This is a genomic window from Caballeronia hypogeia, assembly GCF_001544875.2.
GTDB classification, from domain to species: domain Bacteria; phylum Pseudomonadota; class Gammaproteobacteria; order Burkholderiales; family Burkholderiaceae; genus Caballeronia; species Caballeronia hypogeia.
The window spans coordinates 543,340-569,547 of record NZ_FCOA02000003.1; the positions used below are offsets into that span (position 1 = coordinate 543,340).

Here is a 26,208-nt window from a genome sequence, read left to right on the forward strand (position 1 = left end):
GCGTTTCCTCAAGGCGAAAAAAAACGGCGCGGTGTTGAAACCGCGCCGTTTTCACATCAAAGACCCCTGCGTTTAATCCACTTCAATCGCTTCCGGATTCGGATTGCGCGGCGGCGCCGAGTTCTCGTCGAACGTCAGCTGAACCTTGTCGTCCGCATCGACATCGACTGTCACGCGACCGCCCGTGACAAGCTTGCCGAACAGCAGTTCGTCGGCCAGCGCACGCCGGATCGTGTCCTGGATCAGACGCTGCATCGGACGCGCACCCATGAGCGGATCGAAACCGTGCTTCGCGAGATGCTTGCGCAGCGCGTCGGTAAAGACCGCATCGACCTTCTTCTCGTGCAACTGATCTTCCAGCTGCATGAGGAACTTGTCGACCACGCGCAGGATGATTTCCTCGTCCAGCGAACGGAAGCTGATGATCGCATCCAGACGGTTGCGGAACTCAGGCGTGAACATGCGCTTGATGTCGGCCATTTCGTCGCCCGACTCGCGGCGCGACGTGAAACCGATCACCGCCTTGCCCATTGCCTCCGCGCCCGCGTTCGTCGTCATGATGATGATGACGTTGCGGAAATCCGCCTTGCGTCCGTTGTTGTCCGTCAGCGTGCCGTGGTCCATCACCTGCAAGAGCACGTTATAGATGTCCGGATGCGCCTTCTCGATTTCGTCGAGCAGCAGCACGCAATGCGGCTTCTTCGTGACGGCTTCGGTCAGCAGACCGCCCTGATCGAAACCGACGTAGCCCGGCGGCGCGCCGATCAGACGGCTCACCGCATGACGCTCCATGTACTCCGACATGTCGAAGCGCAGCAGTTCAATGCCGAGCGTGAACGCCAGTTGCTTCGCGACCTCGGTCTTGCCGACACCGGTAGGCCCGGAGAACAGGAACGCGCCGATTGGCTTGTCGAGCTTGCCGAGACCCGCGCGCGCCATCTTGATCGAAGCCGACAGCGCGTCGATGGCCGGGTCCTGCCCGAACACGACAGCCTTCAGATCGCGATCGAGAGTCTGGAGCTTGCTGCGGTCGTCCTGCGACACGCTTTGCGCCGGCACGCGCGCGATCTTCGAGATGATCTCTTCGATCTCGCTCTTGCCGATGGTCTTCTTCTGCTTCGACTTCGGCAGGATGCGTTGCGCCGCGCCCGCTTCGTCGATCACGTCGATCGCCTTGTCCGGCAGATGGCGATCCGTGATGAAGCGTGCCGACAGTTCCGCCGCCGCCGACAGCGCACCCGACGAGTACTTCACGCCGTGATGCTCTTCGAAGCGCGTCTTGAGGCCGCGCAGAATCGCGATCGTCTGCTCGACCGAAGGCTCGGTGACATCGACCTTCTGGAAGCGACGGGACAGCGCCGCGTCTTTCTCGAAGATGCCGCGATATTCCGTGAACGTGGTAGCTCCGATGCACTTCAACTGACCCGACGACAACGCCGGCTTCAGCAGGTTCGATGCATCGAGCGTGCCGCCCGAAGCCGCGCCCGCGCCGATCAGCGTATGAATTTCGTCGATGAACAGAATGGCGTGCGGACGCTCCTTCAATTCCTTCAGCACCGTCTTGAGACGCTGTTCGAAATCGCCGCGATACTTCGTGCCCGCGAGCAGCGCGCCCATGTCGAGCGAGTAGACCTGCGCGTCCGCGAGAATGTCCGGCACTTCGCCGCGCGTGATACGCCACGCGAGGCCTTCGGCGATCGCGGTCTTGCCCACGCCGGCTTCACCGACGAGCAGCGGGTTGTTCTTGCGACGGCGGCACAGGACCTGCACGACGCGCTCGACTTCCAGTTCGCGGCCGATCAGCGGATCGATCTTGCCATCCTTGGCGAGCTGGTTGAGGTTCTGCGTGAACTGCGCGAGCGGCGTTTCCTTCTGCGCGGCAGCGTCTTCCGATTCGGGATTCGCTTCGCTGTTCGTCTTGGCGGCGTCGCCATTGTTCGTCTTGGCGATACCGTGCGAAATGAAATTCACGACATCCAGACGCGTCACGCCCTGTTGCTGCAGGTAGTAGACCGCGTGCGAGTCCTTCTCGCCGAAGATCGCGACCAGCACGTTGGCGCCGGTCACTTCCTTCTTGCCGTTCGAGGTCGATTGCACGTGCATGATCGCGCGCTGGATCACGCGCTGGAAACCAAGCGTCGGCTGAGTATCGACGTCGTCCGTGCCCGGCACGGTCGGCGTGTTGTCATGAATGAAATTGCGCAGGTTCTGACGCAAATCTTCAATGTTGGCTGCGCAGGCGCGCAACACTTCAGCGGCGGTCGGATTGTCCAACAGGGCGAGCAGCAGATGCTCGACCGTTATGAACTCGTGCCGCGCCTGACGTGCTTCCATAAACGCCATGTGCAGACTGACTTCCAGTTCCTGGGCAATCATGCTTCCTCCATCACGCACTGCAACGGGTGCCCCGCTTGCCGTGCATGGCTAACGACTTGCTCAACTTTGGTCGACGCAATATCCCGCGTGTAGACCCCACAAACTCCCCTGCCTTCGCGATGAACCTTGAGCATGATCTGCGTCGCAGTCTCACGATCCTTATTGAAGTATTCCTGCACGACCATCACAACGAATTCCATCGGCGTGAAGTCGTCATTCAGCAGCACCACTTTGTACATGGCCGGCTTCTTGAGCTTTTGCTCCTGCCGCTCCAGTACCGTGCCATCCTGCTTGTTGGGATTGATCGCCATACACCCATTCTAAACAACACGGACGCCCTCGCAATCACCGCTCCAGCACCGACCGCCCGGTCGGAATGAAACGCTGAAACAGCTGTTACGCAACTGACGTCCATCGAATCCTGCCGCCGCCCAAAGGTTTCGGCGCGGCCCGCTTGCATCTCGTCGAAACCAGTATCGCACAGCTTCAAAAAAAACTGACCGGGCGCTGGGTACGGCGAGCCGGCGGTATCACACAAGTGAGTCGATTATGCGACTTTTCAAGATGGCGTGCTTGGACGGCAGCGCACACGCAAAGCAGGAATTACCCTACGAATGTGCTCTTTGCAACGAGCTTAACGGCCATCTCAAAATTTCCTTGACACTCGATTTAAGAGATTTAACAATCAAACTGGCACTTTTTTCCGGGGGCCAACCTTCGACGAAAAAAAAGGCCGAGGTGAGCTTGTGAGGAGGTGGCGGTTCACAATGTGGGGTGGCCGTCGAGCTTTTCCGAGCGTGCTCAGGTTGCGACGAGAGTTAGAGGGGAAGTACGAATGTCTACTGGTACGGTCAAGTGGTTCAACGACGCGAAAGGCTACGGATTCATCACGCCCGATGAGGGCGGCGAAGATCTGTTTGCACATTTCTCGGCGATTCAAATGAACGGTTTCAAGACGCTCAAAGAAGGCCAGAAGGTCAGCTTCGAGATCGTCCAGGGACCGAAGGGCAAGCAAGCTTCGAACATCCAGGACGCCGTCTGACCGTTCGATCGCACTTTGCCTCGTGAAACCCGGCCCTCGTGCCGGGTTTTTTTGCGCCCGCCGCTATCTCATCGCTGCCTCATATATGAGGCGGACACGCCAGATAAAAACCCCGGAAAGCGTAGGCCTTCCGGGGTTTTTATCTGTCACTTCGAATAGCGGTGAGTCCTCACATATTTTCGATCATCACCTCTCCGAAGCCCGAGCACGACACCTGCGTCGCGCCTTCCATCAGGCGCGCGAAGTCGTAGGTGACGCGCTTCGAAAGAATCGACTGCTCCATCGACGCAATGATGCGATCCGCGGCCTCGAACCAGCCCAGATGACGCAGCATCATTTCAGCCGAGAGGATCTCGGAGCCGGGATTCACGTAATCCTTGCCCGCATACTTCGGCGCCGTGCCGTGCGTGGCTTCGAACATCGCCACGGAGTCCGACATGTTCGCGCCGGGCGCGATGCCGATGCCGCCTACCTGCGCCGCGAGCGCGTCCGAGATGTAGTCGCCGTTCAGGTTGAGTGTGGCGATCACGTCGTATTCGGCCGGGCGCAGCAGGATTTGCTGGAGGAACGCATCGGCGATCACGTCCTTCACGACGATATCGCCGCCCGTCTTCGGATTCTTGACCTTCATCCACGGACCGCCGTCGATCAGCTCCGCGCCGAATTCCTTCTGCGCGAGCGCGTAGCCGTAGTCGCGGAACGCGCCTTCGGTGAACTTCATGATGTTGCCCTTGTGCACCAGCGTGACCGAGCGGCGCTCGTTGTCGATCGCATATTGGATCGCCTTGCGCACGAGCCGCTCCGTGCCCTCGCGCGACACCGGCTTGATGCCGAGTCCCGATGAATCCGGAAAGCGGATCTTCGTCACGCCCATCTCTTCGCGCAGGAACTTGATGACCTTCTTCGCCTCGGGCGAATCCGCCGGCCATTCGACACCCGCGTAGATGTCCTCCGAGTTCTCGCGGAAGATCACCATGTCGATTTTCTCGGGCTCGCGCACCGGCGACGGCACGCCCTTGAAGTAACGCACCGGACGCAAGCACACGTACAGATCGAGTTGTTGACGAAGCGCAACGTTTAACGATCGAATGCCGCCGCCGACGGGCGTCGTCAGCGGGCCCTTGATCGACACGACGTAATCCTTCACTGCGTCGAGCGTTTCGTCGGGCAGCCAGACGTCCGGGCCGTAGACGCGCGTCGCCTTTTCGCCGGCGAAGATTTCCATCCATTGAATCTTGCGCTTGCCGCCGTAGGCCTTCTCCACAGCCGCATCGACGACCTTGAGCATCACCGGCGTGATGTCGACGCCCGTGCCGTCGCCCTCGATGTACGGGATGATCGGCTGATCCGAAACGTTGAGCGAGAAATCCGCGTTGACGGTGATCTTGTCACCGTCCGTCGGAACCTGGATGTGCTGATACGGCATGGTCGACTCCAAAGAAGGCCGGCTTGAATGGAAGCAAACTGCTAACTGTATGAACAGGGCTGCGCCGCGCGATGCGGTGAGAACATCATTCTAACCATGCCAGCCCGCCACAGCGCGCCCGGACAGGCCCGGCGCATGCATTAAGATGCCGCATCCGGTCAAGCACCACGCGGTTCTCTGAATGTCACTCATCGCCCTCAACAAGCCCTTCGGCACCATCTGCCAGTTCTCCGCGCATGAATCGCGCGCGTCGCTCGGGGATTGGGTGAAGACGCCGGGCGTCTATCCCGCCGGCCGGCTGGACGCCGACAGCGAAGGCCTGCTCCTGCTCACCGATGACGGCGCATTGCAGGCGCGCATCGCGGAGCCGCGTCACAAGCTCGTCAAGCGCTATTGGGCGCAAGTGGAAGGCGCACCCGATGACGCGACGCTCGCGCACCTTGCTAAAGGCGTCGATCTCGGCGACTACGTGACGCGCCCCTGCCGCACGGCGTTCGTCGATGAACACGACATCGGAGCGCTCTGGCCGCGCAATCCGCCGATCCGCTATCGCGCCGCCATTCCGACGACCTGGATCGAGCTCGCCATCACCGAAGGCAAGAACCGTCAGGTGCGGCGCATGACAGCGGCCGTCGGTTACCCGACCTTGCGGCTCGTGCGTGTCGCGATCGGCGCGCTCGACATCTTCGCCCTCGAACTCGCGCCGGGCGAGTGCACGGAGGTCGCGCCGCGCGCGCCGTGGCAGCGCGTTGGGTGAATTGCATTCAACTATCTTGAAAATGAGCAACGCAGCTTCGTTTAGTTCGATGCGCTTAAACGTCGTGTCATGAAGATCGGCTAGTGCATAAACGGTCACGAATCGGCCGCGAATAACTTTTTTGGTCTGCTGCGCAATTCTTCTTGAATCGGCGTCAACCGACTCCTCGCACGATGCGTTAAGGACCTCAGATGCCGCATAAAGCTATCCGGCATGAGCGAATTGCCGATTACAACAACCTGTGTGCTCCAGGGAGTTTGAAAGGTTCAAGCGTTCACAGTCGTATCGAAAACAAATTAATCGATACGACTGTCAACCGAAAGGTAGGTGGCTCGTTTACCGACATGACTCATTGACCGGGTCGTTTGGTTAATCAACTCAAGCTAAAGGGTTCACAAATGAACAAACTGATCGCTGCTCTCGTCGCTGGCCTGTTCGCAACGGCTGCTTTCGCACAAGAAGCTTCGGCACCGGCCGCTGCTGCTCCGGCAGCTGCTGCTTCGTCGGCTCACAAGTCGTCGGCTCACAAGAAGTCGCACAAGAAGTCGCACAAGTCGTCGAAGAAGGCTGCTTCGGCACCGGAAGCCGCTTCGGCAGCTCAGTAAGTTCGTTGTAAGAGGCGGTATAGCGAAGTCAAGAACGAGCGTTACCGCCGTCTTAACGGCGTTGAAGGGCAGATGGCCGCGAGGCGTCTGCCCTTTTGTTTTGCCTCGGCGCTTCGAGTAACATGCCGGGGCTTTGCCGGAGTTTCTCCGGCGGACTCATTCGCTTGAATCAATCGGTTGGATCGCTTAGAGAAGGGAGCATCGTCGTGAATCTTGTATCTCGTATCCGGAATCAGCGGCAGAGTCTCGGCCGTGCATTGCGCGCATGCGTGCTCGCGCTCGCACTGCCGTTCGCCGCGTTCCCGCTCGCGCAAGCGCAGACGATGCCGCCGGGCGCGAAGCAGCCATCCGACTTTCCCCGCGCGAAGCTCACCGCCGGCATGTACGTGATCGACGCCGCCGTCGCCGCGAACGACGCCGATCGCGAGCAAGGGCTCATGTATCGCACCAAGCTCGGCGCGAACGAAGGCATGCTGTTCGTCTTCAACGAAAATGCCGTGCACTGCTTCTGGATGAAGAACACGCTGATCCCGCTCTCGATCGCGTTCATTCGCGCGGACGGCACCGTGACCGACATCGACGAGATGCAGGCCGAGACCGAAAACAATCATTGCCCGCGCAACAACGGCGTCTACGCGCTCGAAATGTCCAAGGGCTGGTTCACCGCGAAGGGCATCAAGCCGGGCATGCAGATCAAGGGCTTGCCGCAGCCGCAGTGAGCCTCCGGACGCATTCGCATCGACTGAGAAAACCGGCGTGTGGCGCCGGTTTTTTTTCGCCTGCGCGCGCCGCGGCGCGACCTCTCGCGGGCTGGCAGGATTCCTGCAAAGAGCTTGCCGACGCGCTATCCTAAAAAGATTCAGCGCGACGCTCTCGCGTTGCTTCAAACACGCCGCGCTGACTTTATCCACAGGAGGTTCACGTGCCCCGCAAGACTCCCATCGAGCGCTATCGGAACATTGGAATTAGCGCTCACATCGATGCCGGCAAAACCACGACTACCGAGCGCATCCTTTTCTACACCGGCGTGACGCACAAGATCGGCGAAGTGCACGACGGCGCGGCTACGATGGACTGGATGGAGCAGGAGCAAGAGCGCGGCATCACGATCACCTCCGCCGCTACGACGGCCTTCTGGAAGGGCATGGCCGGCAACTATCCCGAGCATCGCATCAACATCATCGATACGCCGGGACACGTGGACTTCACCATCGAAGTCGAGCGCTCCATGCGCGTGCTCGACGGCGCGTGCATGGTCTACGACTCGGTCGGCGGCGTGCAGCCGCAATCGGAAACCGTGTGGCGTCAGGCGAACAAGTACAAGGTGCCGCGCATTGCGTTCGTCAACAAGATGGACCGCGTCGGCGCGGACTTTTTCCGCGTGCAGCGGCAGATCGGCGAGCGTCTGAAGGGCGTCGCCGTGCCGATCCAGATTCCCATCGGCGCGGAAGACCACTTTCAGGGCGTGGTCGATCTCGTGAAGATGAAGGCGATCGTCTGGGACGACGAGAGCCAGGGCATCAAGTTCAGCTACGAGGAGATTCCCGACAACCTCAAGGAGCTCGCGCATGAATGGCGCGAAAAGATGGTCGAGGCCGCGGCGGAATCGAGCGAAGAGCTGCTCGAGAAGTATCTGGAAGACCACGAGAGCCTGACGGAAGACGAGATCAAGGCGGCGATCCGCAAGCGCACCATCGCCAACGAGATCGTGCCGATGCTCTGCGGCAGCGCGTTCAAGAACAAGGGCGTGCAGGCCATGCTCGACGCCGTGATCGACTACCTGCCCTCGCCCGTCGACGTGCCCGCGATTCTCGGCCACACGGAAGACGACAAGGAAGCGGAACGTCATCCGAGCGACGACGAGCCGTTCTCCGCGCTCGCCTTCAAGATCATGACCGACCCGTTCGTCGGCCAGCTGATCTTCTTCCGGGTGTATTCGGGCGTGGTCGAATCGGGCGACACGGTCTTCAATCCGGTGAAGGACAAGAAGGAGCGGCTAGGGCGCATTCTGCAAATGCACGCGAACGAGCGCAAGGAAATCAAGGAGGTGCGCGCGGGCGACATCGCCGCCGCCGTCGGTCTCAAGGAAGCGACGACCGGCGACACGCTCTGCGATCCGGCGCACGTCATCATCCTCGAACGGATGATCTTCCCGGAGCCCGTGATCTCGCAGGCGGTCGAGCCGAAGACCAAGGCCGACCAGGAGAAGATGGGCATCGCGCTGAATCGTCTCGCGCAGGAAGACCCGTCGTTCCGCGTCGCGACCGATGAGGAATCCGGCCAGACCATCATCTCCGGCATGGGCGAGCTGCACCTCGAAATTCTCGTCGACCGGATGAAGCGCGAGTTCAACGTCGAGGCGACGGTGGGCAAGCCGCAGGTCGCGTATCGCGAGACGGTGCGCAACAAGGTCGAGGACGTCGAAGGCAAGTTCGTCAAGCAATCGGGCGGACGCGGCCAATATGGTCACGCGGTGATCGCGCTGGAGCCGGACCCGGGCAAGGGCTACGAGTTCGTCGACCAGATCAAGGGCGGCGTGATTCCGCGCGAATTCATTCCGGCGGTCGACAAGGGTATTCAGGAAACGCTGAAGGCCGGTGTGCTCGCGGGTTATCCGGTCGTGGACGTGAAAGTGCGGCTGACTTTCGGTTCGTATCACGATGTCGACTCGAACGAAAACGCGTTTCGCATGGCCGGCTCGATCGCCTTCAAGGAAGCGATGCGGCGCGCCAAGCCGGTCCTGCTCGAACCGATGATGGCGGTCGAAGTCGAGACGCCCGAGGAATTCATGGGCAACGTGATGGGCGATCTGTCGGGCCGGCGCGGCATGGTGCAGGGAATGGAGGACATCGCGGGCGGTGGCGGCAAGCTGGTGCGCGCGGAAGTGCCGCTCGCGGAGATGTTCGGCTACTCCACGTCGCTGCGCTCGCTCACGCAGGGCCGCGCCACCTACACGATGGAGTTCAAGCATTACGCCGAGACTCCGTCGAATGTGTCGGAGGCGATCATCAACTCGAAAGCGAAATGATCCACGCCTGAAGCGTGTACTATCGGAAGTCCGTTGCGCGTCGGTTGGTGGCGGCAACGGACTTTTCATATCCGCAGACGAAACGACATGAGCGACGCACATCAGCACATCGATTGGCGCGAACACGGCGTCAAGGTCATCAAGGGCGATCAGCTCGACACCAACACCCCGCAGACGCCGGGCATGAACCGCGCGGCCGCGATCAACGCGGCGCGCGTCGGCGCGCAAAAGATCTGGGCCGGCACGGTCACGATCCATCCGAATGCCAAGACGGGCGCGCATCATCATGGCGCGCTCGAGAGCGTCATCTATGTGGTGCGCGGGCAGGCGCGCATGCGCTGGGGCGAACACCTCGAATTCGTGGCCGAGGCCGGTCCCGGCGACTTCATCTTCGTGCCGCCCTACGTGCCGCATCAGGAAATCAACGCCAGCACCGACGATCCGCTCGAATGCGTGCTCGTGCGCAGCGACAACGAAGCGGTCGTGGTGAACCTGAACATCGACGCGGTGGAGAAGCCCGAGGAAGTCTATTGGGTCGATCCGATTCACAAGCATCCTCACGATCATTGACGCGGGCGCGCGCCACGATGACGCGGCGCGTTCCTTGCTACCTACGCCTCGATGCGCCGCGTGATCAATGCAACGACGCAAGCGGCGCGGTCGAGCCGTTCGCGCGTGGCGACGGCAAGCACAACTACAACGGAAAGCACCGATGAAGAAACCTTCGACCGACGCGCATCGACTCGAACTGTCCCGCCAGAACGCGGGCGAACTCGGCAATCACGCGATCGACGAATTCGTGGCCGGACGCCTGACGCGCCGCGAGCTGCTGCGCCACGCGAGCGTGCTCGGCTTTGCGCTGACCGCAGGCGGCATCTTCGGCATGCCGGCCGCGCGCGCGCAAGGCGCGGGCAAGCCCGGCGGCACGATTCGCGTCGCGCACCTGATGCCCGCGGGCGCGGTCGATCCGCTCACCGTGACCGACGCGTCCGGTCTCGCGCTCATCAATCAGACCGGCGAATTCCTGATCGACGACGACAGCGAGCATCTCGCGTTGCGCCCCGCGCTCGCGCTGTCATGGAAGTCGAACGACAAGGGCGACGTGTGGACCTTCAAGCTGCGCCCGAACGTCAAGTTCCAGGACGGCCAGCCGATGACCGCGAAGGATGTCGTCGCGACCTTCAACCGCCTGTCCGACCCGAACGCGGGGTCGGCGGCGCTTTCCGTGCTGAAGGGCGTGCTGTCGAAGGATTCGGCCAAGGCCGTCGACGATCACACCGTCGAATTCCATCTCGACGCGCCCAATGGCAATTTCCCGTATTACGTCTCCTCGAACACGTATAACGCGGTGATTCTGCCGGCGAACTTCAGCGGGCCGTATGAGAAGAGCTTCATGGGCACGGGCGCGCTGAAGCTCGAGAAATACACGCCGAAAGTGGGGGCGTCGTTCGTGCGCAATCCCGACTACTGGGGCGAGAAGTCCCTGCCCGATCGGGTGCAGTTCTCCTTCTACGCGGATCAACAGGCCCAACTGCTCGCGATGCAGGGGCGCCAGGCCGACGTCATGGGCGACTTCACCGTGCAGGGCGGCGTAGCGATGCTGAGCAATCCGCAGTTCAAGGTGCTCGGCACGAAGTCGAGCTCGCACCGTCAGATGCACATGCGCTGCGACACGGGCGCGTTCAAGGACAAGCGCGTGCGTCAGGCGCTGGCGCTTTCGATCGACCGCGAGGTCATCGTGAAGGGCCTGTTCCGTGGGCGCGCGCAAGTCGGCAACGACAGCCCGTTCGCACCGGTGTTTCCGTCGAGCGATCTCACCGTGCCGCAACGCAAGATCGACATCGCGCAGGCGAAGAAGCTGATGAGCGATGCGGGGGTCGCGAATGGTTTCGACGTCACGCTGACGACCGAAAAGTACATGGAGATTCCCGATCTCGCGGTCGTCGTGCAGAACGCGGCGAAGGCGATCGGCATTCGCATCCAGTTGAAGGTGGAAAGTCAGGACCTGTATTACGGTTCCGGCACCTTCGGCAAGTCGGACTGGCTGGACTCGCCGCTCGGCATCACGGATTACGGGCATCGCGGCGTGCCGAACGTGTTCCTCAACGCGCCGCTCACGAGCGGCGGCACCTGGAATGCCGCGCACTTCAAGAATCCCGACTACGACAAGCTCGTCGCGCAATTCGTGGCGGCGCTCGATGTCGCGTCGCAGAAGAAGCTGTCCGCGCAAATCCAGCATCTGCTGCTCGATGAAACGCCGGTCGTGATCCCCTACTTCTACGACCAGCTGATCGTCACGCGCGCCAATGTCTCGGGCGTGCGCTTCAACGCGATTTCGCAGATGTGGTTCGACCGCGCGACGGTATCGGCGTAAATGAGGGCCTAGATGAGCACGATCACGCCGACGGCCCACGCAGCCGACTTCGCCAAAATGAAACGCATCGTGCGCTTCATCGGCGTGCGGCTCCTGCTCGCGCTCGTCACCTTGTGGCTGCTGTCGATGATCGTCTTCGCGGGCGGACAGTTGCTGCCGGGCGACGTCGGGCGCGCGATCCTCGGACCGCTGGCGGACGCGCGCGCGGTCGCGGCGCTCAATCATCAGCTCGGCGTGGACCGGCCGCTCGTCACGCAATACACGAGCTGGATCGGCCACTTCCTCCGCGGCGACATGGGCGAATCCTATGCGTTCCGCGCGCCGGTCGCGCAGTTCATCGGCGATGCGCTGTGGAATTCGGCCAAGCTCGGCGCGCTCGCGTTCGTCGTCGTGGTGCCGCTCGGCATCGCGGGCGGCGTGTATGCGGCGCTGCATTCGGGTCGCTGGATCGATCGCCTGATCAGCATCGGCGGACTGACGGCGACGGTCGTGCCGGAATTCGTGTCGTCGATCGTGCTGATCCTGATCTTCGGCGTATGGCTGCAATGGCTACCGATCGAAGCCACGGCGCCCGCCGGCGCGGGCTTCTTCACGCAGCTCGAACATCTGATTTTGCCGGTGCTGCCGCTCGTGTTCGTGTTCTTCGGCTATATCGCGCGGATGGCGCGCGCCGGCACCGTCGAAGCGCTCGACGCCGACTACACGCGCACCGCTATCCTCAAAGGCCTGCCGCAGCGCGTCGTTATCCTTCGGCACGTGCTGCGCAATGCGCTCCTGCCGACCGTGACGGTCGCTGCGACGCAGCTCGGCTACATGATCGGCGGGCTGGTCGTCGTGGAGACGCTGTTTCACTACCAGGGTATCGGCTCGCTGATCTACAACGCCGCGCGCGCCAAGGACTTTCCGATGCTCGAAGCGGGCGTGCTGACCGTCGGCGTCATTTACACGGCGGCGAACCTGATCGCCGATGCGCTTTACGTCGTGCTCAATCCACGTCTGCGCACGGGTGACGCGAAATGAGCACCGCCACCGTCGTTCCGCCCAAACCGCGCCGCTTCGAAGCGCTCAACGCGCTGACGCGTTCCGCGACCTTCGATCTCGGCGTGCTGATCCTGCTGTTCTGGGTGCTGTGCGCGCTTTTCGGACACTGGCTCGTGCCGCACGATCCGTACGCGTCCGATCCGCTCAATTCGCTCACGCCGCCATCGGCCGATCACTGGTTCGGCACCGATCAGCTCGGCCGCGACGTGTTCGCGCGCGTGATCGTCGGCTCCCGCGACATCCTCACCATCGCGCCGCTCGCGACCTTGCTCGGCACGGCGGCGGGCACGGCGATCGGCCTCGTCGTCGGTTATTTCGACGGCTGGGTCGACGCCGTCATTGGCCGCGTCATCGATGCGCTGCTCGCGCTGCCGCTCGTGATCGTCGCGCTGCTCGCGCTGGCCGCCGTCGGCGCGAGCAACACGACCGTGATTCTCGTCATCGGCCTCACCTTCACGCCGATCACCGCGCGCACCGTGCGCGCCGCCGTACTCGGCGAGCGCCATCTCGACTACGTTCTCGCGGCGCAACTGCGCGGCGAGAACGCGCTCTACATCATGTTCGCGGAGATCCTCCCTAACGTGCTGCCGCCGATCATCGTCGAGGCGACCGTGCGGCTCGGCTACGCGATCTTCGCCGTCGCGACGCTGTCGTTTCTGGGCTTCGGCATCCAGCCGCCGTCCGCCGACTGGGGTCTCGCGCTCTCGGAAAGCTACACGCTCATGGCGGGCGGCGCATGGTGGACCGTCGTGTTCGACGCCGCCGCGATCGCCTCGCTGGTCGTCGCCGTGAACCTGGTCGCGGACGCGGTGCAAGGAGTGATCGACCGATGAACGGACCTCCGCCATCGGCTTTTCCCACCTTCGGCGCCGCGAAAGGCGATCAGGCCGACGCGCTGACGGTCGTCGGCCTCACGGTCGCGTATCGATCGCGCGGACGTGAGCGCGACGTGCTGCAGGACGTCACGCTGCGCGTGAGGCGCGGCGAGGCGTACGGGCTCGTCGGCGAATCGGGCTGCGGCAAGTCGACCGCCGCACTCGCGATGCTGCGTTATCTGCCGCGCAACGGGCGCGTGAAGGCGGGCAAGATTTCGATTGGCGGACGCGACGTCGCCGCGCTCGACGCTCATGCGCTGCGCGAGATGCGCGCCAACGCGGTGTCAATGGTCTATCAGGACCCGGGGCGCGCGCTGAATCCGTCGCTGACGATCGCGCGGCAAGTGTCCGAAGCCTTCGAAGCATCCGGCGCCTCCGCCGACGAAGCGCTGGCCCGCACCGCCGATATCCTCGGGCGCGTGCGCATCGCGTCGCCCGAGCGCGTGATGGAAAGCTATCCGCATCAGCTTTCGGGCGGCATGCAGCAGCGCGTCGTCATCGCGATGGCGCTCGCGTGCAATCCCGAGCTGCTGATTCTCGACGAACCGACCACCGGGCTGGATGCGACCGTCGAAGCCGAAGTGCTCGATCTCATCGCGCAGTTGCGCGCGGAGCTCGGCACGGCGGTGCTGTTCATCAGCCACAATCTCGCGGTAATCGGGCGCATGTGCGATCGCGTCGGCGTGCTGTACGCGGGCAAGCTCGTCGAGGAAGGCACGACGGCGGATGTCTTCGCGAAACCGCGTCATCCGTACACGGTCGGTTTGCTGCGCTGTCTGCCCCGCGCAGGGCGCGCCAAGGAAACCGGCCGTCTCGACACGATTCCAGGCTCGCTGCCGCTGCCCGGATCGGTGACGCAAGGCTGCATCTTCGCGCCGCGCTGCAAGCTCGCCGATGAACGCTGTCTGAAGGACGCGCCGCCGCCCTATCGCGTCGCGGCCGCGCACGGCGACCAGATGGCGCGCTGCCACTATCACGAGCGCGCACAGACGCTGCCGCGCTCGACCGACGAAGCGCCCGTGCCCGTTGCCGATGGCCCAGAGCAGCCCTTCGCGTTGTCGGCCCGCAATCTCTCGAAGACCTTCCGCGTTGGCGACGAGGAAGTGCGCGCCGTCCACGATGTCTCGCTCGATCTCGTGCAAGGCGAGACGCTCGGGCTCGTCGGCGAATCGGGCAGCGGCAAGACGACGCTCGCGAAGCTGCTGCTCGGCCTCGTCTCGCCGGACAAGGGCGCGACGCTCGAACTCGACGGCAACCGCCTGCCCGAGCGCGTGACCAAGCGCAGCGAAGCGCAGGTGAAGTCGCTGCAGATCGTGTTTCAGAATCCGGACTCCGCGTTGAATCGCGCGCATTCGGTGCGGCGGCTGATCGCGCGCTCCCTGTCGAAGCTCGCGGCGCTCCACGGCGAGGCGAAGGAAGCACGCCTGCACACGCTGACCGAAGCCGTGCGTTTGCCCGAGCGCTATCTCGGCTCGCGCACGCGGCAACTGTCGGGCGGACTCAAGCAGCGCGTCGCGATTGCTCGGGCGTTCGCGGGCGATCCGCGCGTCGTCGTCTGCGACGAGCCGACCTCCGCGCTCGATGTCTCCGTGCAGGCCGCGATCCTCAACCTGCTTGCCGACCTGCAGCGCGAGCGGCGCGTGAGCTATGTGTTTATCTCGCACGATCTGCACGTGGTGCGCTATCTGTCGGATCGCATCGCGGTGCTGTATCTCGGGCGCATCATGGAAATCGGCCGGGCGGCGGCGGTCTTCGATGGCCCGCAGCATCCGTACACCGAGGCCTTGCTGTCGTCGGTACCGGCGATCGACGGCACGCACGCGAAGCGCATCCGCCTGTCGGGCGAGTTGCCGAGCGCGGCGAATCCGCCTTCGGGCTGCGTGTTCCATACGCGCTGCCCGCGCAAGATCGGCGCAATCTGCGAAACCGAAGCGCCGCCGTGCCGCGACGCCGGCGACGGCCACGCGATCCATTGCCACATTCCCGTCGACGAACTGCGCGCATTGCAGCGTCAGGAAGGCTGATCGGGCGCAGAGCCGGACGGGCATTCCTCGGAACCAAAGCGGCTTTGCGCGCCTCTCATCGGTTCACCGTCGAAACAACGAGGATTCCACCGATGAAACCCGCCCTTTCCGTCGCGCTCGCCACATTCACCTTGAGTTTCGCGATGGCCGCACACGCTCAGAACGCGCCGCAAGCCCCGACGCCGGGCGCCTCCGACCCGACCTTCTCCGCGTATTCGCTCGCGCAGCAATGCGCCGCCAGGTCCGATAACGCCGCGCTCGGGCAATGCGTCGGCGCGGTACGCGGCATCGTGCGCGGCTATCAGTACGGCGTGCTGTTCCTGTCGCAGCGCGTTTCGCTGCCGGACAACGAGACCAGGCGCGTGTCGCTGTGCCTCACGGACACGAAGGTGTCGTCGATCATCGACGACTTCCTCGCCGATGCAAAACAGGTCAACGAAGCCGATCTCAAGCGCACGCCGGCGGAAGTCGCGGTGCTCGGCTCGGTGCACGCGCACCACGCATGCACCTGAGCACGCGGCACGCTCAGAGCATTTCCAGCGAGCGCTTCGACTTCGGCGGCCTGAACTGCTGGTCGATGTCAGCGAGTTCATCGCCGGATAGCTGAAGATCGAGCGCCGCGCGATTCTCGCGCACATGCGCGACGTCAGCCGCCTTCGGAATCGCGAACACCTCGGGCTGGCTCAGCACCCACGCGAGCGCCACCTGAAACGCCGAAACGCCGCGAGACGCCGCGATCTTCTCCAGCGCGCCGCCGCGCGGCAGGCGCGCGTGGTCGACGGGGCTGTAGGCCATCGCCGGCATGCGGCGCTCGCGCAGCCACGGCAGCAGGTCGAACTCCGCGCCGCGCCGCGCGACGTTGTAGAGAATCTGGTCCGTCGCGCAGGCGTCGCCGCCATCGAGCGAAAACAGCTCTTCCATGTCGTCGGTGTCAAAGTTGCTCACGCCCCAGTGGCGAATCTTGCCGTCGTCCTTCAGCTTCTCGAAACCGGCGACCACGCCTTCCAGATCCTCGCCACCGCGCCAGTGCAGCAGATACAGGTCGATGCGATCGGTCTTCAGGCGCTTCAGGCTGCGTTCGCAGGCGGCCCGCACGCCGCGCTCGCTGCCGTTGTGCGGATACACCTTGCTGACGATGAAAAGCGCGTCGCGTCTGTCGCCCAGCGCCTCCGCGATCAGCTTTTCGCTTTCGCCGTCGCCGTACATCTCGGCGGTATCGATAAGCGTCATGCCGAGCTCGACGCCCGCGCGCAGCGCCGCGATTTCGCTCTTGCGCGCGTCAGGACGCTCGCCCATTTCCCAGGTGCCCTGACCGAGCTTCGGGATGGCTTCGCCGTACGGCAGCTTGACGGTCGACGGATTGGAACGGGTCATGAAATAGCCTCCTTGTGGATCCGCCGATTATGGCGCAAGGAGCACACCCGTCACGCCGACGAGTGCGCGGAGCGGCAGCGGCGCGAACTGGCCCGCGAAAAGAACGATCGTCAGAAGCCCGAACAAATTGCTCCCGCTATACGCCCCGACGATGTCCACTGCAGCAACGCAGTCTCTGCAGGGGACAAAACTGGCTGCTTGATTGCCTCCGACGCCGTGCCAATCATGGCGGAATCGGCGCCGCCGCAGGCGAGGAGAACGGCCGCGACTCCGCATCGAGCACGAGGAGCGCGACCACTACGAAGGCGTCGACGATCGAGAGCGCGGCATATCGCCAACCGCGTCCGATATCGGCGAAGAATGTGTCCCACTGGTGAATCCCGGTTAAAAAATAAATGCCGCAACAGCGATGTTCTTTAAATCGAGACTGACAAAACACGCTGCTTGGACAAAAATTCAACAGTACAAATAGCAATCCGCATGCCACCGTTGAGTTGAGCAGGAGCGGATTTTTAGCGCACTACCGAGATCACCAAATGGGAAACTCGCCAACAGATAACGGCCTCAAGTGGAGACGCACGCGCTACCGAAAAAATGGCGGGATTGTCACTTATCGATTCAATCACCATAGTGGCACTCGATCGCTTGCACCTCGCAATTATTCCAGGAAAGACATTCAAAGCAAAAATTTTTATCAAATGTAAGGTTGCGATTAATAAAATCTTTTTAGGCCAGCCTTGATATTTTCGGTCTGACATTCACGCATCAGACGCAATACATGCGTCCTTTTAAGTGCTCACTCAATGCAAAAATGAACAGAAGTTTAAGGTTCATTGCATTTTCCAATTGCAAATCCTGCGAATTCAAGACTTTCGAACAACGCCTGCAGATCAGGAAGTCCGGGAGTCGGCCAATATCCATAACGATTATATGGAAGACACTGCTTCGGATTTCTAAAATTTTATATTGCAATATCCTGACCTGATCAATATTATTGGCTTCACACGATAGTCAATAACTGGACACACGCGTGTCGTATAGCGTCGGTCCGGATCAACGTGGCACAAACCGAGAGGGCACAGCGATGAACCAGATACATGCAATGCGCGTGTTCGTGCGTGTGGCGGACACGGAAAGCTTTCGTCGCGCCGCACAACAATTAGACGTCTCGAATGCGCTGGTCACACGGGCGATCGCCATGCTGGAAGCGCATCTCCGCACCCGTCTCATCAACCGTACTACTCGCAATTTGTCGCTCACCGAAGCCGGCACGCGTTATCTCGAGGGCTGCCGCGCACTACTGGAGGAACTGGATCATCTGGAGTCGACCGTCACGCATACCGAGGGCGAGCCGAGCGGCACCTTGCGTGTCGTCGCCGCGAGTGCGTTGTCGCTGCTCACGTTGACGCCGCTCGTGGACGGATTCCGCAAGCTCTATCCCAAGGTGAACGTGCGTCTGACGCTCGCCGAACGCCATGTCGACCTTGTCGAGGACGGCTATGACGTGGGCATCGTCACGGCGTTCATGGTGTCGAGCACGGCGCTCGTCGAACGTCCGGTGGGAACCAACGCGCTCGTGCCGGTCGCCACGCCCGCGTTCGTCGCCGAGCACGGCTTGCCCGCAGCGCCGGCCGACTTGCAAACGTTGTCGTCCGTCGGGCTGCCGAACGAAATGCGCAGCCAGACCTGGCATTTCCGGCATCGGCTGGGCTCGGCCGATCAGGTCACGCTCGCGCCGGTGTACACGGTCAACAACGGGCTGATGGTGCGCATGGCCACGCTCAAAAGCATGGGGTTTTCGATCCTGCCCGAGGGCATCGTGCGCGGCGACCTGAAAGATGGCACGCTCGTTCGTCTGCTGGAGGACTACACGATCGACGACCCGGACATGAAAGTATCGATCGTCTATCCGGGACGGCAGTATCTGCCCGCCAAGACGCGTTTTTTCATCGACTATGCGCTGGACTATCTGAGTGGGGAGTTCGCGGCCAACAATGTCCGCCCCGACGAAGCGATCCGTTCGCCCATGGCCCCGCCGTTCATAGCCAGGCCGATAATGAGCAGCGCGACCGCGAACTGAAGCGGCGCAGACACGATTGCGCCAGGCGGCAGCCAGACGGTGACATCATCGTCTGGCTTTTTTATGCGGCTCGAACGCCGCTTAGTCTTCCCCGTACTCCGCACTCGATGCATCCGGCGCGGCGCACATCTCGCGCAGCAACGCCGCCTCGCGCTCGTGCACCTCGACCGGCATGCACAGTGCGCCGGCATAAGCCATATAGCGCGCGCGATGCTGTCCGTTGCGAAACGCGACGACGCCCTCGCGATGCACGCCGAGCAAGCCGAGCAGACCCGGCGACCGACGCACGCTGATGGTCACGTACGGCATTTCCGGTACGCGGGGATTGTCCGGATCGAGGAACTCGCGAATGCCACGCACCTTGCCGGCATGCCAGTCATCGACGGCCTTGAGCACGTAATCGGTGTCGTCGCGATCGGCGCACGCGAGCAGCTTGCTCACATCGACGAGCACGACCTGATGGCGCGAGCCATGGCCGTGAAATACCCGCTTCAGGCGCACGAAGTCATACTGCGAATGGCTTTGGAGCCTGACGATCCAGACCGCTTCTGCGGCGGTCGGCGCAACCATCGTGTCCATTTTCGGCATAGTTAAATGACTGCGGCGCGCGCGCCCCGTGCACGCGTGTTTCGCAAACAGACGACCCGGCGCAAGCGCCCGGGCCAAATCAACTTTTACACCCTAGCCGCAATTCATGAAAGCGCCATGACGGGCACGTGGCGTGCTTTTGTTGCCAGAATCGAACAGCTTCGGCCGGCATGTCACCCGGGCGTGTCGCGCCGCCGTCATCTACGCACTCTTCACGACAAGTGGACGCCTCTTCCGATCTCATCGTCGCGCGGCCAGAGGGACTTTTCTGTGTGCCGGGCAACTTCCATATCGACCCGTGGCGGCCCGTCGAACGCGCGGTCATCACGCATGCGCACGCCGATCATGCACGCTTCGGCCATGCGCATTACCTAGCGGCCGAACCCGGCGTCGGCGTGCTGCTTTCGCGCCTGCCGGGCATCGATGTGCAAGGGCTCGCCTATGGAGAAGCAATCGTCGTGAACGGTGTGCGCGTGTCGCTGCATCCGGCCGGACACGTGCTCGGCTCCGCGCAGGTGCGCGTCGAACACAAGGGACGCGTCTGGGTCGCCTCGGGCGATTACAAGGTGGAGCCCGATCCGACCTGCGCGCCCTTCGAGCCCGTGCGCTGCAACACCTTTATCACCGAGTCGACCTTCGGCCTGCCGATCTATCGATGGGAAGATTCGCGCGCGATCTTCGCGGGCGTCGATGCGTGGTGGCGGCATAACGCAGCGCAAGGCCGCGCATCCGTGCTGTTCTGCTATTCGTTCGGCAAGGCGCAGCGCGTGCTCGCGGGCGTCGATGCCGCCATCGGACCGATCTTCTGCCATGGCGCGGTCGAGCCGCTCAATCGCGCGTACGCGCAAGCGGGTGTCGCCTTGCCGCCAACCCGCCTCGTCAGCGAGATCGCCGCGCAGGACAAGGCCGCGTTCAAGGGCGCGCTGATCGTCGCGCCGCCGTCTGCGCAGGGCAGCACGTGGATGCGCCGCTTCGGCGATTACAGCGACGCTTTCGCCTCGGGCTGGATGCGCCTGCGCGGCACGCGGCGGCGCCGCGGCGTCGATCGCGGCTTCGTGCTTTCGGACCATGCCGACTGGCCCGGACTGCAACTCGCGATCGGCGCGAGCGGCGCCGAGCGCGTGATCGTCACGCACGGACAGATCGAGCCGATGGTCCGCTGGCTCGGCGAGCAAGGCCTCGAAGCAGGCGCATTCACGACCGAATACGGCGACGACGCCGTCGAAGCCGACGCGGCGCCCGACGCGCCGAAGGAAAGCACCGCGCCATGAAACGCTTCGCGACGCTCTACACCGCACTCGACGCGACCACCTCGACCAACGAGAAGCTCGAAGCGCTGATCGCATATTTTTCGGGCGCCGAACCCGAGGACGCCGCGTGGGCGTCGTACTTTCTCGCGGGCGGCAAACCGCGCCAGTCGGTGCCCACGCGTCTGCTCACCGAATTCGCCCGCGAGCGCGCCGGCTTGCCGGAATGGCTCTTCGAGGAGTCGTATCAGGCGGTCGGCGATCTCGCCGAGACCATCGCGCATATTCTGCCGCCGGCATCGGGAGAATCGTCGCTCGGGCTCGCGCAATGGATCGAGGAACGCGTGCTCACGCTGCGCGGCGCGAATCCGTCCGAGTTGCGCGAACGGCTGCTGTCCTACTGGGACGAACTCGACTGGAGCGAGCGCTTTTTGCTGACCAAGCTGATCGGCGGCGGCTTTCGCGTGGGCGTCGCGCGTCAGCTCATCGTGCGTGCGCTGGCGCAGGTGGCGGGCGTCGATCACAAGCGCGTCGCGCAGCGCATGGTCGGCTGGACCGATTCGCGGCAAGCGCCGAGCGCCGCGCGCTACCTGCGGCTCATCGCGCCGGCAGCGGAAGGCGACGATGTCGACACGCCTCACGAAAGCGACATCGGCCTGCCCTATCCGTTCTTTCTCGCGCATCCGTTGCAGGCCGAACCTTCGACGCTCGGCGCGACCGCCGACTGGATCGCCGAATGGAAGTGGGACGGCATTCGCGCGCAGCTCGTCAGGCGCGCGGGCCGCGTGTGGATCTGGTCGCGCGGCGAGGACCTCGTGACGGACCGCTTTCCCGAACTCGCAGCGCTCGGGGCGGCGCTGCCGGACGGCACAGTGATCGACGGCGAGATCCTCGCATGGGAGCCGGGCGCGAGCGCACCGCTGCCGTTCGCGCGCCTGCAGCCGCGCATCACGCGCAAGACGCTCACCAAAAAAGTGCTCGCCGATTCGCCCGCCGCGCTGCTTGCCTACGATCTGCTCGAAGCCGACGGACGCGATCTGCGCACGGAGCCTTTGCACTCGCGCCGCGCCGGACTGGATGCGCTGGCGGCGTCGCTCGCGGTGGATGTGCTGCGCGTGTCGCCGATGGTCCTCGCATCGGACTGGGGCGCGCTCGCCACGCTGCGCGAAGAAAGCCGCGCGCGCGGCGTCGAAGGACTGATGCTGAAGGAGCGCGACTCGATGTACGGCGTCGGGCGCACGAAGTCGTCGGGCACGTGGTGGAAGTGGAAGATCGATCCGTATTCCATCGACGCCGTGCTGCTTTACGCGCAGCGTGGCCACGGCCGGCGTGCGAGTCTCTACACGGATTTCACCTTCGCCGTCTGGGACGAAGCCGACGGCGTGCGCACGCTGGTGCCCTTCGCGAAGGCCTATTCCGGCCTGACCGACGAAGAGATGCGCCAGGTCGATGCGATCGTGCGCAAGACGACCATCGAAAAGTTCGGGCCGGTGCGCAGCGTCACGCCGACGCTCGTCTTCGAGATAGGCTTCGAGGGCATTCAGGCGAGTCCGCGACACAAGTCGGGCATCGCCGTGCGTTTTCCACGCATGCTGCGCTGGCGCACCGACAAGACCATCGATGGCGCCGACACGCTCGACATGCTCAAGGGCTTTCTCAACGAGGCCACGGCATGAACGACGCGCCCGACTCGGCCGACAAGGAACGCCGCCGCGCGCCGCGTCCACGCCGCGTGCCGCGCACGCGAGAGCGCCAAGCAGAGCTCGACGCCGCCGCCGAGCTCTTCACGCCCGCGCCTTTCGCCTTTGACGAGATAGAAGCCGCAAAACCGCTCGACGAACGCATCTCGCGCTGGTTCGACGAGCGCGGCTGGCAGCCGTTCGCGTTTCAGCGCGAGGCGTGGCGCGAGATCGAACGCGGCGCGAGCGGCCTGCTGCACGCGACGACCGGCGCGGGCAAGACCTGGGCCGTGTGGCTCGGCGCACTCGCCGCCTTCGCGAATAAAGCGCCGAAACAGAACGCGCTGCCCGCGCCGCTGACCGTGCTATGGATCACGCCGATGCGCGCGCTCGCCGCCGACACCGCCCGCGCGCTGCAATCCGCCGTTACGGCGCTCTCCGTGCCGTGGACGGTCGGCCTGCGCACCGGCGACACTTCATCGACGGAACGCTCGCGGCAGAATCGCCGCATGCCGTCCGCGCTCGTGACGACGCCCGAAAGCCTCACGCTGATGCTCACGCGCGCCAACGCGAGCGAGGAACTGAAGCACCTGCGCATGATCGTCGTCGATGAATGGCATGAGTTGCTCGGCAACAAACGGGGCACGCAGACGCAACTCGCGATCGCAAGACTCGCGCGCTGGCGTCCCGAACTGCAAATCTGGGGCTTGTCCGCGACGCTCGGCAATCTCGCGCTCGCGCACGACGCACTGCTCCATCCCGTGAAAACGCCGCGCGTGGTCGTGCGCGGCGCGCAACCGAAGACCCTCGTCGTCGATACGCTGATTCCCGAGACCATCGAGCGCTTTCCGTGGGGCGGACATCTCGGCGTGCGCCAGGTCGGACCCGTAGCCGATGAAATCGAGCACGCGCAAAGCTCGCTCGTGTTCACCAACACGCGTTCGCAATCGGAAATCTGGTATCGCGCGTTGCTGGAGCTGAAGCCCGAATGGGCGGGCCTGCTTGCGCTGCATCACGGCTCGCTGGACAAGGAAGTGCGCGACTGGGTCGAACTCGGGCTCAAGAACGGGCGGCTGAAGGCGGTCGTGTGCACATCGAGCCTCGATCTGGGCGTCGACTTCCTGCCGGTGGATCGCGTGTTCCAGATCGGCTCGCCCAAAGGCGTCGCGCGCCTGATGCAGCGCGCGGGACGCTCGGGCCACGCGCCGGGTCGCGTGTCGCGCGTGACCATCGTGCCGACGCACGCGCTCGAACTCGTCGAAGCGGCGGCGGCGCGCTGGGCGATCGGCGAACATCGCATCGAAGGACGCGATATGCCGTTGAAGCCGCTCGACGTGCTCGTACAACATCTCGTGACGGTGGCGATCGGCGGCGGCTTCACGCCCGCCGACATGCTCGACGAAGCGCGCACCGCCTATGCCTATCGCGATCTCACGCAGCAGGAATTCGACTGGGCGCTGGCGTTCGTCGAGCGCGGCGGCGCGTCGCTGGCGGCGTATCCGGACTTTCATCGCGTGGTGAAGGACGATGACGGCGTGTATCGCGTGCCGCGCGAGGACCTCGTGCGACGGCATCGCAACAACGTCGGGACGATCGTTGCGAACGCAACCATCAGCGTCGCGTATATGACCGGCGGACGAATCGGCGCGATGGAGGAATCGTTCATCTCGCGTCTAAAACCCGGCGATGTCTTCACCTTCGGCGGACGTGCGCTCGAACTGGTGCGCGTGCGCGACATGACCGCCTACGTGAAGCGCGCGAGCTCCTCTCGCGGCGCGATGCCGCAATGGGCGGGCAGCAAGATGCCGCTGTCCTCCGAGCTCGCGGACGCCGCGCTCGTCATGCTCGCGCGCGCCAGCGACGGCATCTACGACGAGCCCGAGATGCACGCCGTCAAGCCTTTGCTCGACCTCCAGGCGAAGTGGTCCGCGCTGCCGGGTCCGGGCGTGCTCGTCGTGGAACTGGTGCGTTCGCGCGAAGGGCATCATTTCTTCTGCTATCCGTTCGCGGGACGCATGGCGCATATCGGGCTCGGCTCTCTGATCGGCTGGCGGGCGGCGCGCGATCAGCCCGGCACGTTCTCCATTTCGATGAACGATTATGGCTTCGAACTGCTGTCGGCGCGGCCGTTCGACTGGGAGACGCTCATCGCTCAAGGGCTTTTTTCAGCGGAGAATCTGGAACACGACATACTCGCGAGCCTCAATGCGTCCGAGTTATCGGCGCGCCGTTTTCGCGAGATCGCGCGCGTTTCGGGGCTGATCTATCAGGGGCATCCGGGGCAGCAGAAAAGCGCGCGGCAGCTGCAGGCGTCGAGCGGCCTGTTCTATGAAGTCTTTCGCAAGCACGACAGCGGCAACCTGCTGCTCGCGCAAGCCGATCAGGAAGTCATGCTGCAGGAGCTCGAACTCGGGCGCATCCGCGCGGCCTTGCAACGCATGAACGAAAGCCGGCTCGCGCTGGAGCATCCGAAGAAGCCGACTCCGTTCGCCTTCCCGCTGATCGTCGCGCGGCTGCGCGAAAAGGTGAGCACGGAGAAACTGTCGGATCGCGTCGAGCGCATGCTGGCGGATCTGGAAAAGGCGGCGAAAGCGTAAATGGAAGCTCTGACCATCGACCTGAATGGCCACGCGCTCGTGCTTTCGGCGGAGCGCGCGGCCTTCGATCCGCACCTGAAGACCCTGCTCATCGCCGACGCGCATTTCGGCAAGGACGCCGTGTTCCGCGCGCGCGGCATTCCGGTGCCCGTCGGCACGACCGGCGAGAGCCTCGCGCGGCTCGATTCACTCATCGCGATGCATCGCCCGGAGTCGGTCGTGTTTCTGGGCGATCTGCTGCACGCGCGCGAATCCCACGCCGACGAAACGCTCGCGGCGCTCGCCGCGTGGCGCGCGAAGCATCGCGAGCTGGCGCTCGTGCTCGTCGAAGGCAATCACGACCGGCACGCGGGCGCGCTGCCGGCCGCGTTCGGCGTCGATGTCGTGAAGGAGCCGCACCGGCGCGGTCCGTGGGCGCTTTGCCATCATCCGCAGACGGTGGATGGCGCTTACGCGCTCGCCGGTCACGAGCATCCGGTGTATCGGCTCGCGACGCGCATCGACAGCGTGCGCCTGCCGTGCTTTCGCTTCGCTGCGCGCGCGGGCGTGCTGCCCGCGTTCGGCGCGTTCACGGGCGGCTTCGAAGTGAACGGCGACGCACGCGGCGAAGCGCTCTACGTGATCGCCGGCGAGCGCGTGTTCCCGCTCAGTGATAGGTCGAAGTCGACGATTGCAGCTTCGTGAGCTTGCCGCGCTGGAAGCCGTACCAGCCGAGATTCGACTGCATCACGATTTCCTCGCCCTGCCAGAACACGCGTTTGACCGTCATGCGCTGGCTGACGCGCTGCACGAGCGGCGGATTGCGGCGGAAGTCGTAGATGACGGGGCCGGTGTCGGATTGCACGAGCATGCGCGTGACGGTTTCGCTCGCGCCCGAGGTTTCGTCGAAATGCGCGACGCGTTTGGCGTCGAAACGATCGAACACTTGCGTGTCGATAAGCGCGGCCATGCCGGATTCGTCGCGCAGGAAATGCAGCGCGCCCGCCTTCGTGGCGATGGGGCCCGTCGTGTCGCTCTGGGCGTGCGCGAGCGCGGCGAGGAAAAGTGTGCCGGCGATCGCCGTGCGGATTGCGTTTTTGATCAGAGACATCTTCG

Annotated in this window: 23 protein-coding genes; 16 read left to right on the forward strand and 7 right to left on the reverse strand. The window is 63.6% G+C overall.

Annotated elements, in window-relative coordinates; all coding sequences use genetic code 11:
• Positions 1 to 72: 72 nt before the first annotated feature.
• A complete protein-coding gene (gene clpA / locus AWB79_RS08580) occupies positions 73 to 2,376 on the reverse strand; it encodes an ATP-dependent Clp protease ATP-binding subunit ClpA (protein WP_061166939.1) in 2,304 nt (767 codons plus the stop codon).
• Entirely contained in the window at positions 2,373 to 2,687 is a 315-nt protein-coding gene (gene clpS, locus AWB79_RS08585) for an ATP-dependent Clp protease adapter ClpS (protein WP_014190611.1), read from the reverse strand. The genes clpA and clpS overlap by 4 nt, the downstream gene beginning before the upstream one ends.
• 524 nt (positions 2,688 to 3,211) lie before the next feature.
• Here clpS and AWB79_RS08590 point away from each other — a divergent pair.
• Positions 3,212 to 3,418 carry a cold-shock protein gene (locus tag AWB79_RS08590; RefSeq protein ID WP_041730164.1) on the forward strand — a complete coding sequence of 69 codons (207 nt, stop codon included), beginning with the start codon at positions 3,212 to 3,214 and terminating at the stop codon, positions 3,416 to 3,418.
• 169 nt (positions 3,419 to 3,587) lie between these two features.
• Here the strand turns inward: AWB79_RS08590 and icd are convergent, their stop codons facing one another.
• A complete protein-coding gene (gene icd, locus AWB79_RS08595) occupies positions 3,588 to 4,844 on the reverse strand; it encodes an NADP-dependent isocitrate dehydrogenase (RefSeq protein WP_061166940.1) in 1,257 nt (418 codons plus the stop codon).
• Between the two features lie 181 nt (positions 4,845 to 5,025).
• Between icd and AWB79_RS08600 the strand changes: the two genes are divergently transcribed.
• The 10 genes from AWB79_RS08600 (at position 5,026) to AWB79_RS08640 (ending at position 16,060) form a co-directional block, all read left to right on the forward strand.
• Positions 5,026 to 5,601 (forward strand): pseudouridine synthase, encoded by a 576-nt coding sequence (locus AWB79_RS08600; protein WP_061166941.1) that lies wholly within the window; start codon positions 5,026 to 5,028, stop codon positions 5,599 to 5,601.
• Positions 5,602 to 5,999: 398 nt separating this feature from the next.
• A complete protein-coding gene (locus AWB79_RS38095) occupies positions 6,000 to 6,206 on the forward strand; it encodes a hypothetical protein (protein ID WP_074169340.1) in 207 nt (68 codons plus the stop codon).
• A 224-nt stretch (positions 6,207 to 6,430) separates the two neighbouring features.
• Positions 6,431 to 6,925, forward strand: a complete 495-nt coding sequence (locus AWB79_RS08605; RefSeq protein WP_074169342.1) for a DUF192 domain-containing protein — start codon at positions 6,431 to 6,433, stop codon at positions 6,923 to 6,925.
• Positions 6,926 to 7,128: 203 nt separating this feature from the next.
• Positions 7,129 to 9,234: an elongation factor G gene (gene fusA / locus AWB79_RS08610; RefSeq protein WP_061166943.1), complete on the forward strand. Its 2,106-nt coding sequence runs from the start codon at positions 7,129 to 7,131 to the stop codon at positions 9,232 to 9,234.
• An 87-nt stretch (positions 9,235 to 9,321) separates the two neighbouring features.
• Entirely contained in the window at positions 9,322 to 9,804 is a 483-nt protein-coding gene (locus AWB79_RS08615) for a cupin domain-containing protein (protein ID WP_061123812.1), read from the forward strand.
• Positions 9,805 to 9,946: 142 nt separating this feature from the next.
• A complete protein-coding gene (locus AWB79_RS08620; protein WP_061166944.1) occupies positions 9,947 to 11,608 on the forward strand; it encodes an ABC transporter substrate-binding protein in 1,662 nt (553 codons plus the stop codon).
• A 12-nt stretch (positions 11,609 to 11,620) separates the two neighbouring features.
• Positions 11,621 to 12,628 (forward strand): ABC transporter permease, encoded by a 1,008-nt coding sequence (locus tag AWB79_RS08625; RefSeq protein WP_061166945.1) that lies wholly within the window; start codon positions 11,621 to 11,623, stop codon positions 12,626 to 12,628.
• On the forward strand, positions 12,625 to 13,482 hold the full coding sequence (locus tag AWB79_RS08630) for an ABC transporter permease (RefSeq protein WP_061166946.1): 858 nt from the start codon (positions 12,625 to 12,627) through the stop codon (positions 13,480 to 13,482). The genes AWB79_RS08625 and AWB79_RS08630 overlap by 4 nt, the downstream gene beginning before the upstream one ends.
• Positions 13,479 to 15,548 carry an ABC transporter ATP-binding protein gene (locus tag AWB79_RS08635; protein WP_061166947.1) on the forward strand — a complete coding sequence of 690 codons (2,070 nt, stop codon included), beginning with the start codon at positions 13,479 to 13,481 and terminating at the stop codon, positions 15,546 to 15,548. The genes AWB79_RS08630 and AWB79_RS08635 overlap by 4 nt, the downstream gene beginning before the upstream one ends.
• Positions 15,549 to 15,640: 92 nt before the next feature.
• Positions 15,641 to 16,060 (forward strand): hypothetical protein, encoded by a 420-nt coding sequence (locus tag AWB79_RS08640; RefSeq protein ID WP_061166948.1) that lies wholly within the window; start codon positions 15,641 to 15,643, stop codon positions 16,058 to 16,060.
• Positions 16,061 to 16,073: 13 nt separating this feature from the next.
• On the opposite strand, the gene AWB79_RS08645 is transcribed toward AWB79_RS08640, so the two are convergent.
• Positions 16,074 to 16,922 carry an aldo/keto reductase gene (locus AWB79_RS08645; protein ID WP_061166949.1) on the reverse strand — a complete coding sequence of 283 codons (849 nt, stop codon included), beginning with the start codon at positions 16,920 to 16,922 and terminating at the stop codon, positions 16,074 to 16,076.
• Positions 16,923 to 17,145: 223 nt separating this feature from the next.
• Complete coding sequence (locus tag AWB79_RS39385; RefSeq protein WP_157695714.1) at positions 17,146 to 17,397, reverse strand: hypothetical protein; 252 nt, start codon at positions 17,395 to 17,397, stop codon at positions 17,146 to 17,148.
• Between the two features lie 609 nt (positions 17,398 to 18,006).
• Here AWB79_RS39385 and AWB79_RS08650 point away from each other — a divergent pair.
• The gene (locus tag AWB79_RS08650) at positions 18,007 to 19,002 is read left to right on the forward strand and encodes a LysR family transcriptional regulator (RefSeq protein WP_061166950.1); all 996 of its coding nucleotides are present in this window, start codon (positions 18,007 to 18,009) and stop codon (positions 19,000 to 19,002) included.
• A gap of 81 nt (positions 19,003 to 19,083) precedes the next feature.
• On the opposite strand, the gene AWB79_RS08655 is transcribed toward AWB79_RS08650, so the two are convergent.
• Positions 19,084 to 19,590 carry a plasmid fertility inhibition factor family protein gene (locus AWB79_RS08655; protein ID WP_061166951.1) on the reverse strand — a complete coding sequence of 169 codons (507 nt, stop codon included), beginning with the start codon at positions 19,588 to 19,590 and terminating at the stop codon, positions 19,084 to 19,086.
• A 221-nt stretch (positions 19,591 to 19,811) separates the two neighbouring features.
• Between AWB79_RS08655 and AWB79_RS08660 the strand changes: the two genes are divergently transcribed.
• Genes AWB79_RS08660 through pdeM form a run of 4 tightly spaced genes read left to right on the forward strand, consistent with a single transcriptional unit; the run spans position 19,812 to position 25,797 of the window.
• Complete coding sequence (locus AWB79_RS08660; RefSeq protein WP_061166952.1) at positions 19,812 to 20,861, forward strand: ligase-associated DNA damage response exonuclease; 1,050 nt, start codon at positions 19,812 to 19,814, stop codon at positions 20,859 to 20,861.
• Positions 20,858 to 22,513 carry an ATP-dependent DNA ligase gene (locus AWB79_RS08665; protein WP_061166953.1) on the forward strand — a complete coding sequence of 552 codons (1,656 nt, stop codon included), beginning with the start codon at positions 20,858 to 20,860 and terminating at the stop codon, positions 22,511 to 22,513. The genes AWB79_RS08660 and AWB79_RS08665 overlap by 4 nt, the downstream gene beginning before the upstream one ends.
• Positions 22,510 to 25,113, forward strand: a complete 2,604-nt coding sequence (locus tag AWB79_RS08670) for a ligase-associated DNA damage response DEXH box helicase (protein WP_061166954.1) — start codon at positions 22,510 to 22,512, stop codon at positions 25,111 to 25,113. The genes AWB79_RS08665 and AWB79_RS08670 overlap by 4 nt, the downstream gene beginning before the upstream one ends.
• Positions 25,114 to 25,797 (forward strand): ligase-associated DNA damage response endonuclease PdeM, encoded by a 684-nt coding sequence (gene pdeM / locus AWB79_RS08675; RefSeq protein WP_061166955.1) that lies wholly within the window; start codon positions 25,114 to 25,116, stop codon positions 25,795 to 25,797.
• Here the strand turns inward: pdeM and AWB79_RS08680 are convergent.
• Positions 25,760 to 26,203, reverse strand: coding sequence for a hypothetical protein (locus AWB79_RS08680; protein WP_082862296.1), 444 nt, complete (start codon positions 26,201 to 26,203; stop codon positions 25,760 to 25,762). The two genes, pdeM and AWB79_RS08680, sit on opposite strands and share 38 nt — an antisense overlap.
• Positions 26,204 to 26,208 lie beyond the last annotated feature (5 nt).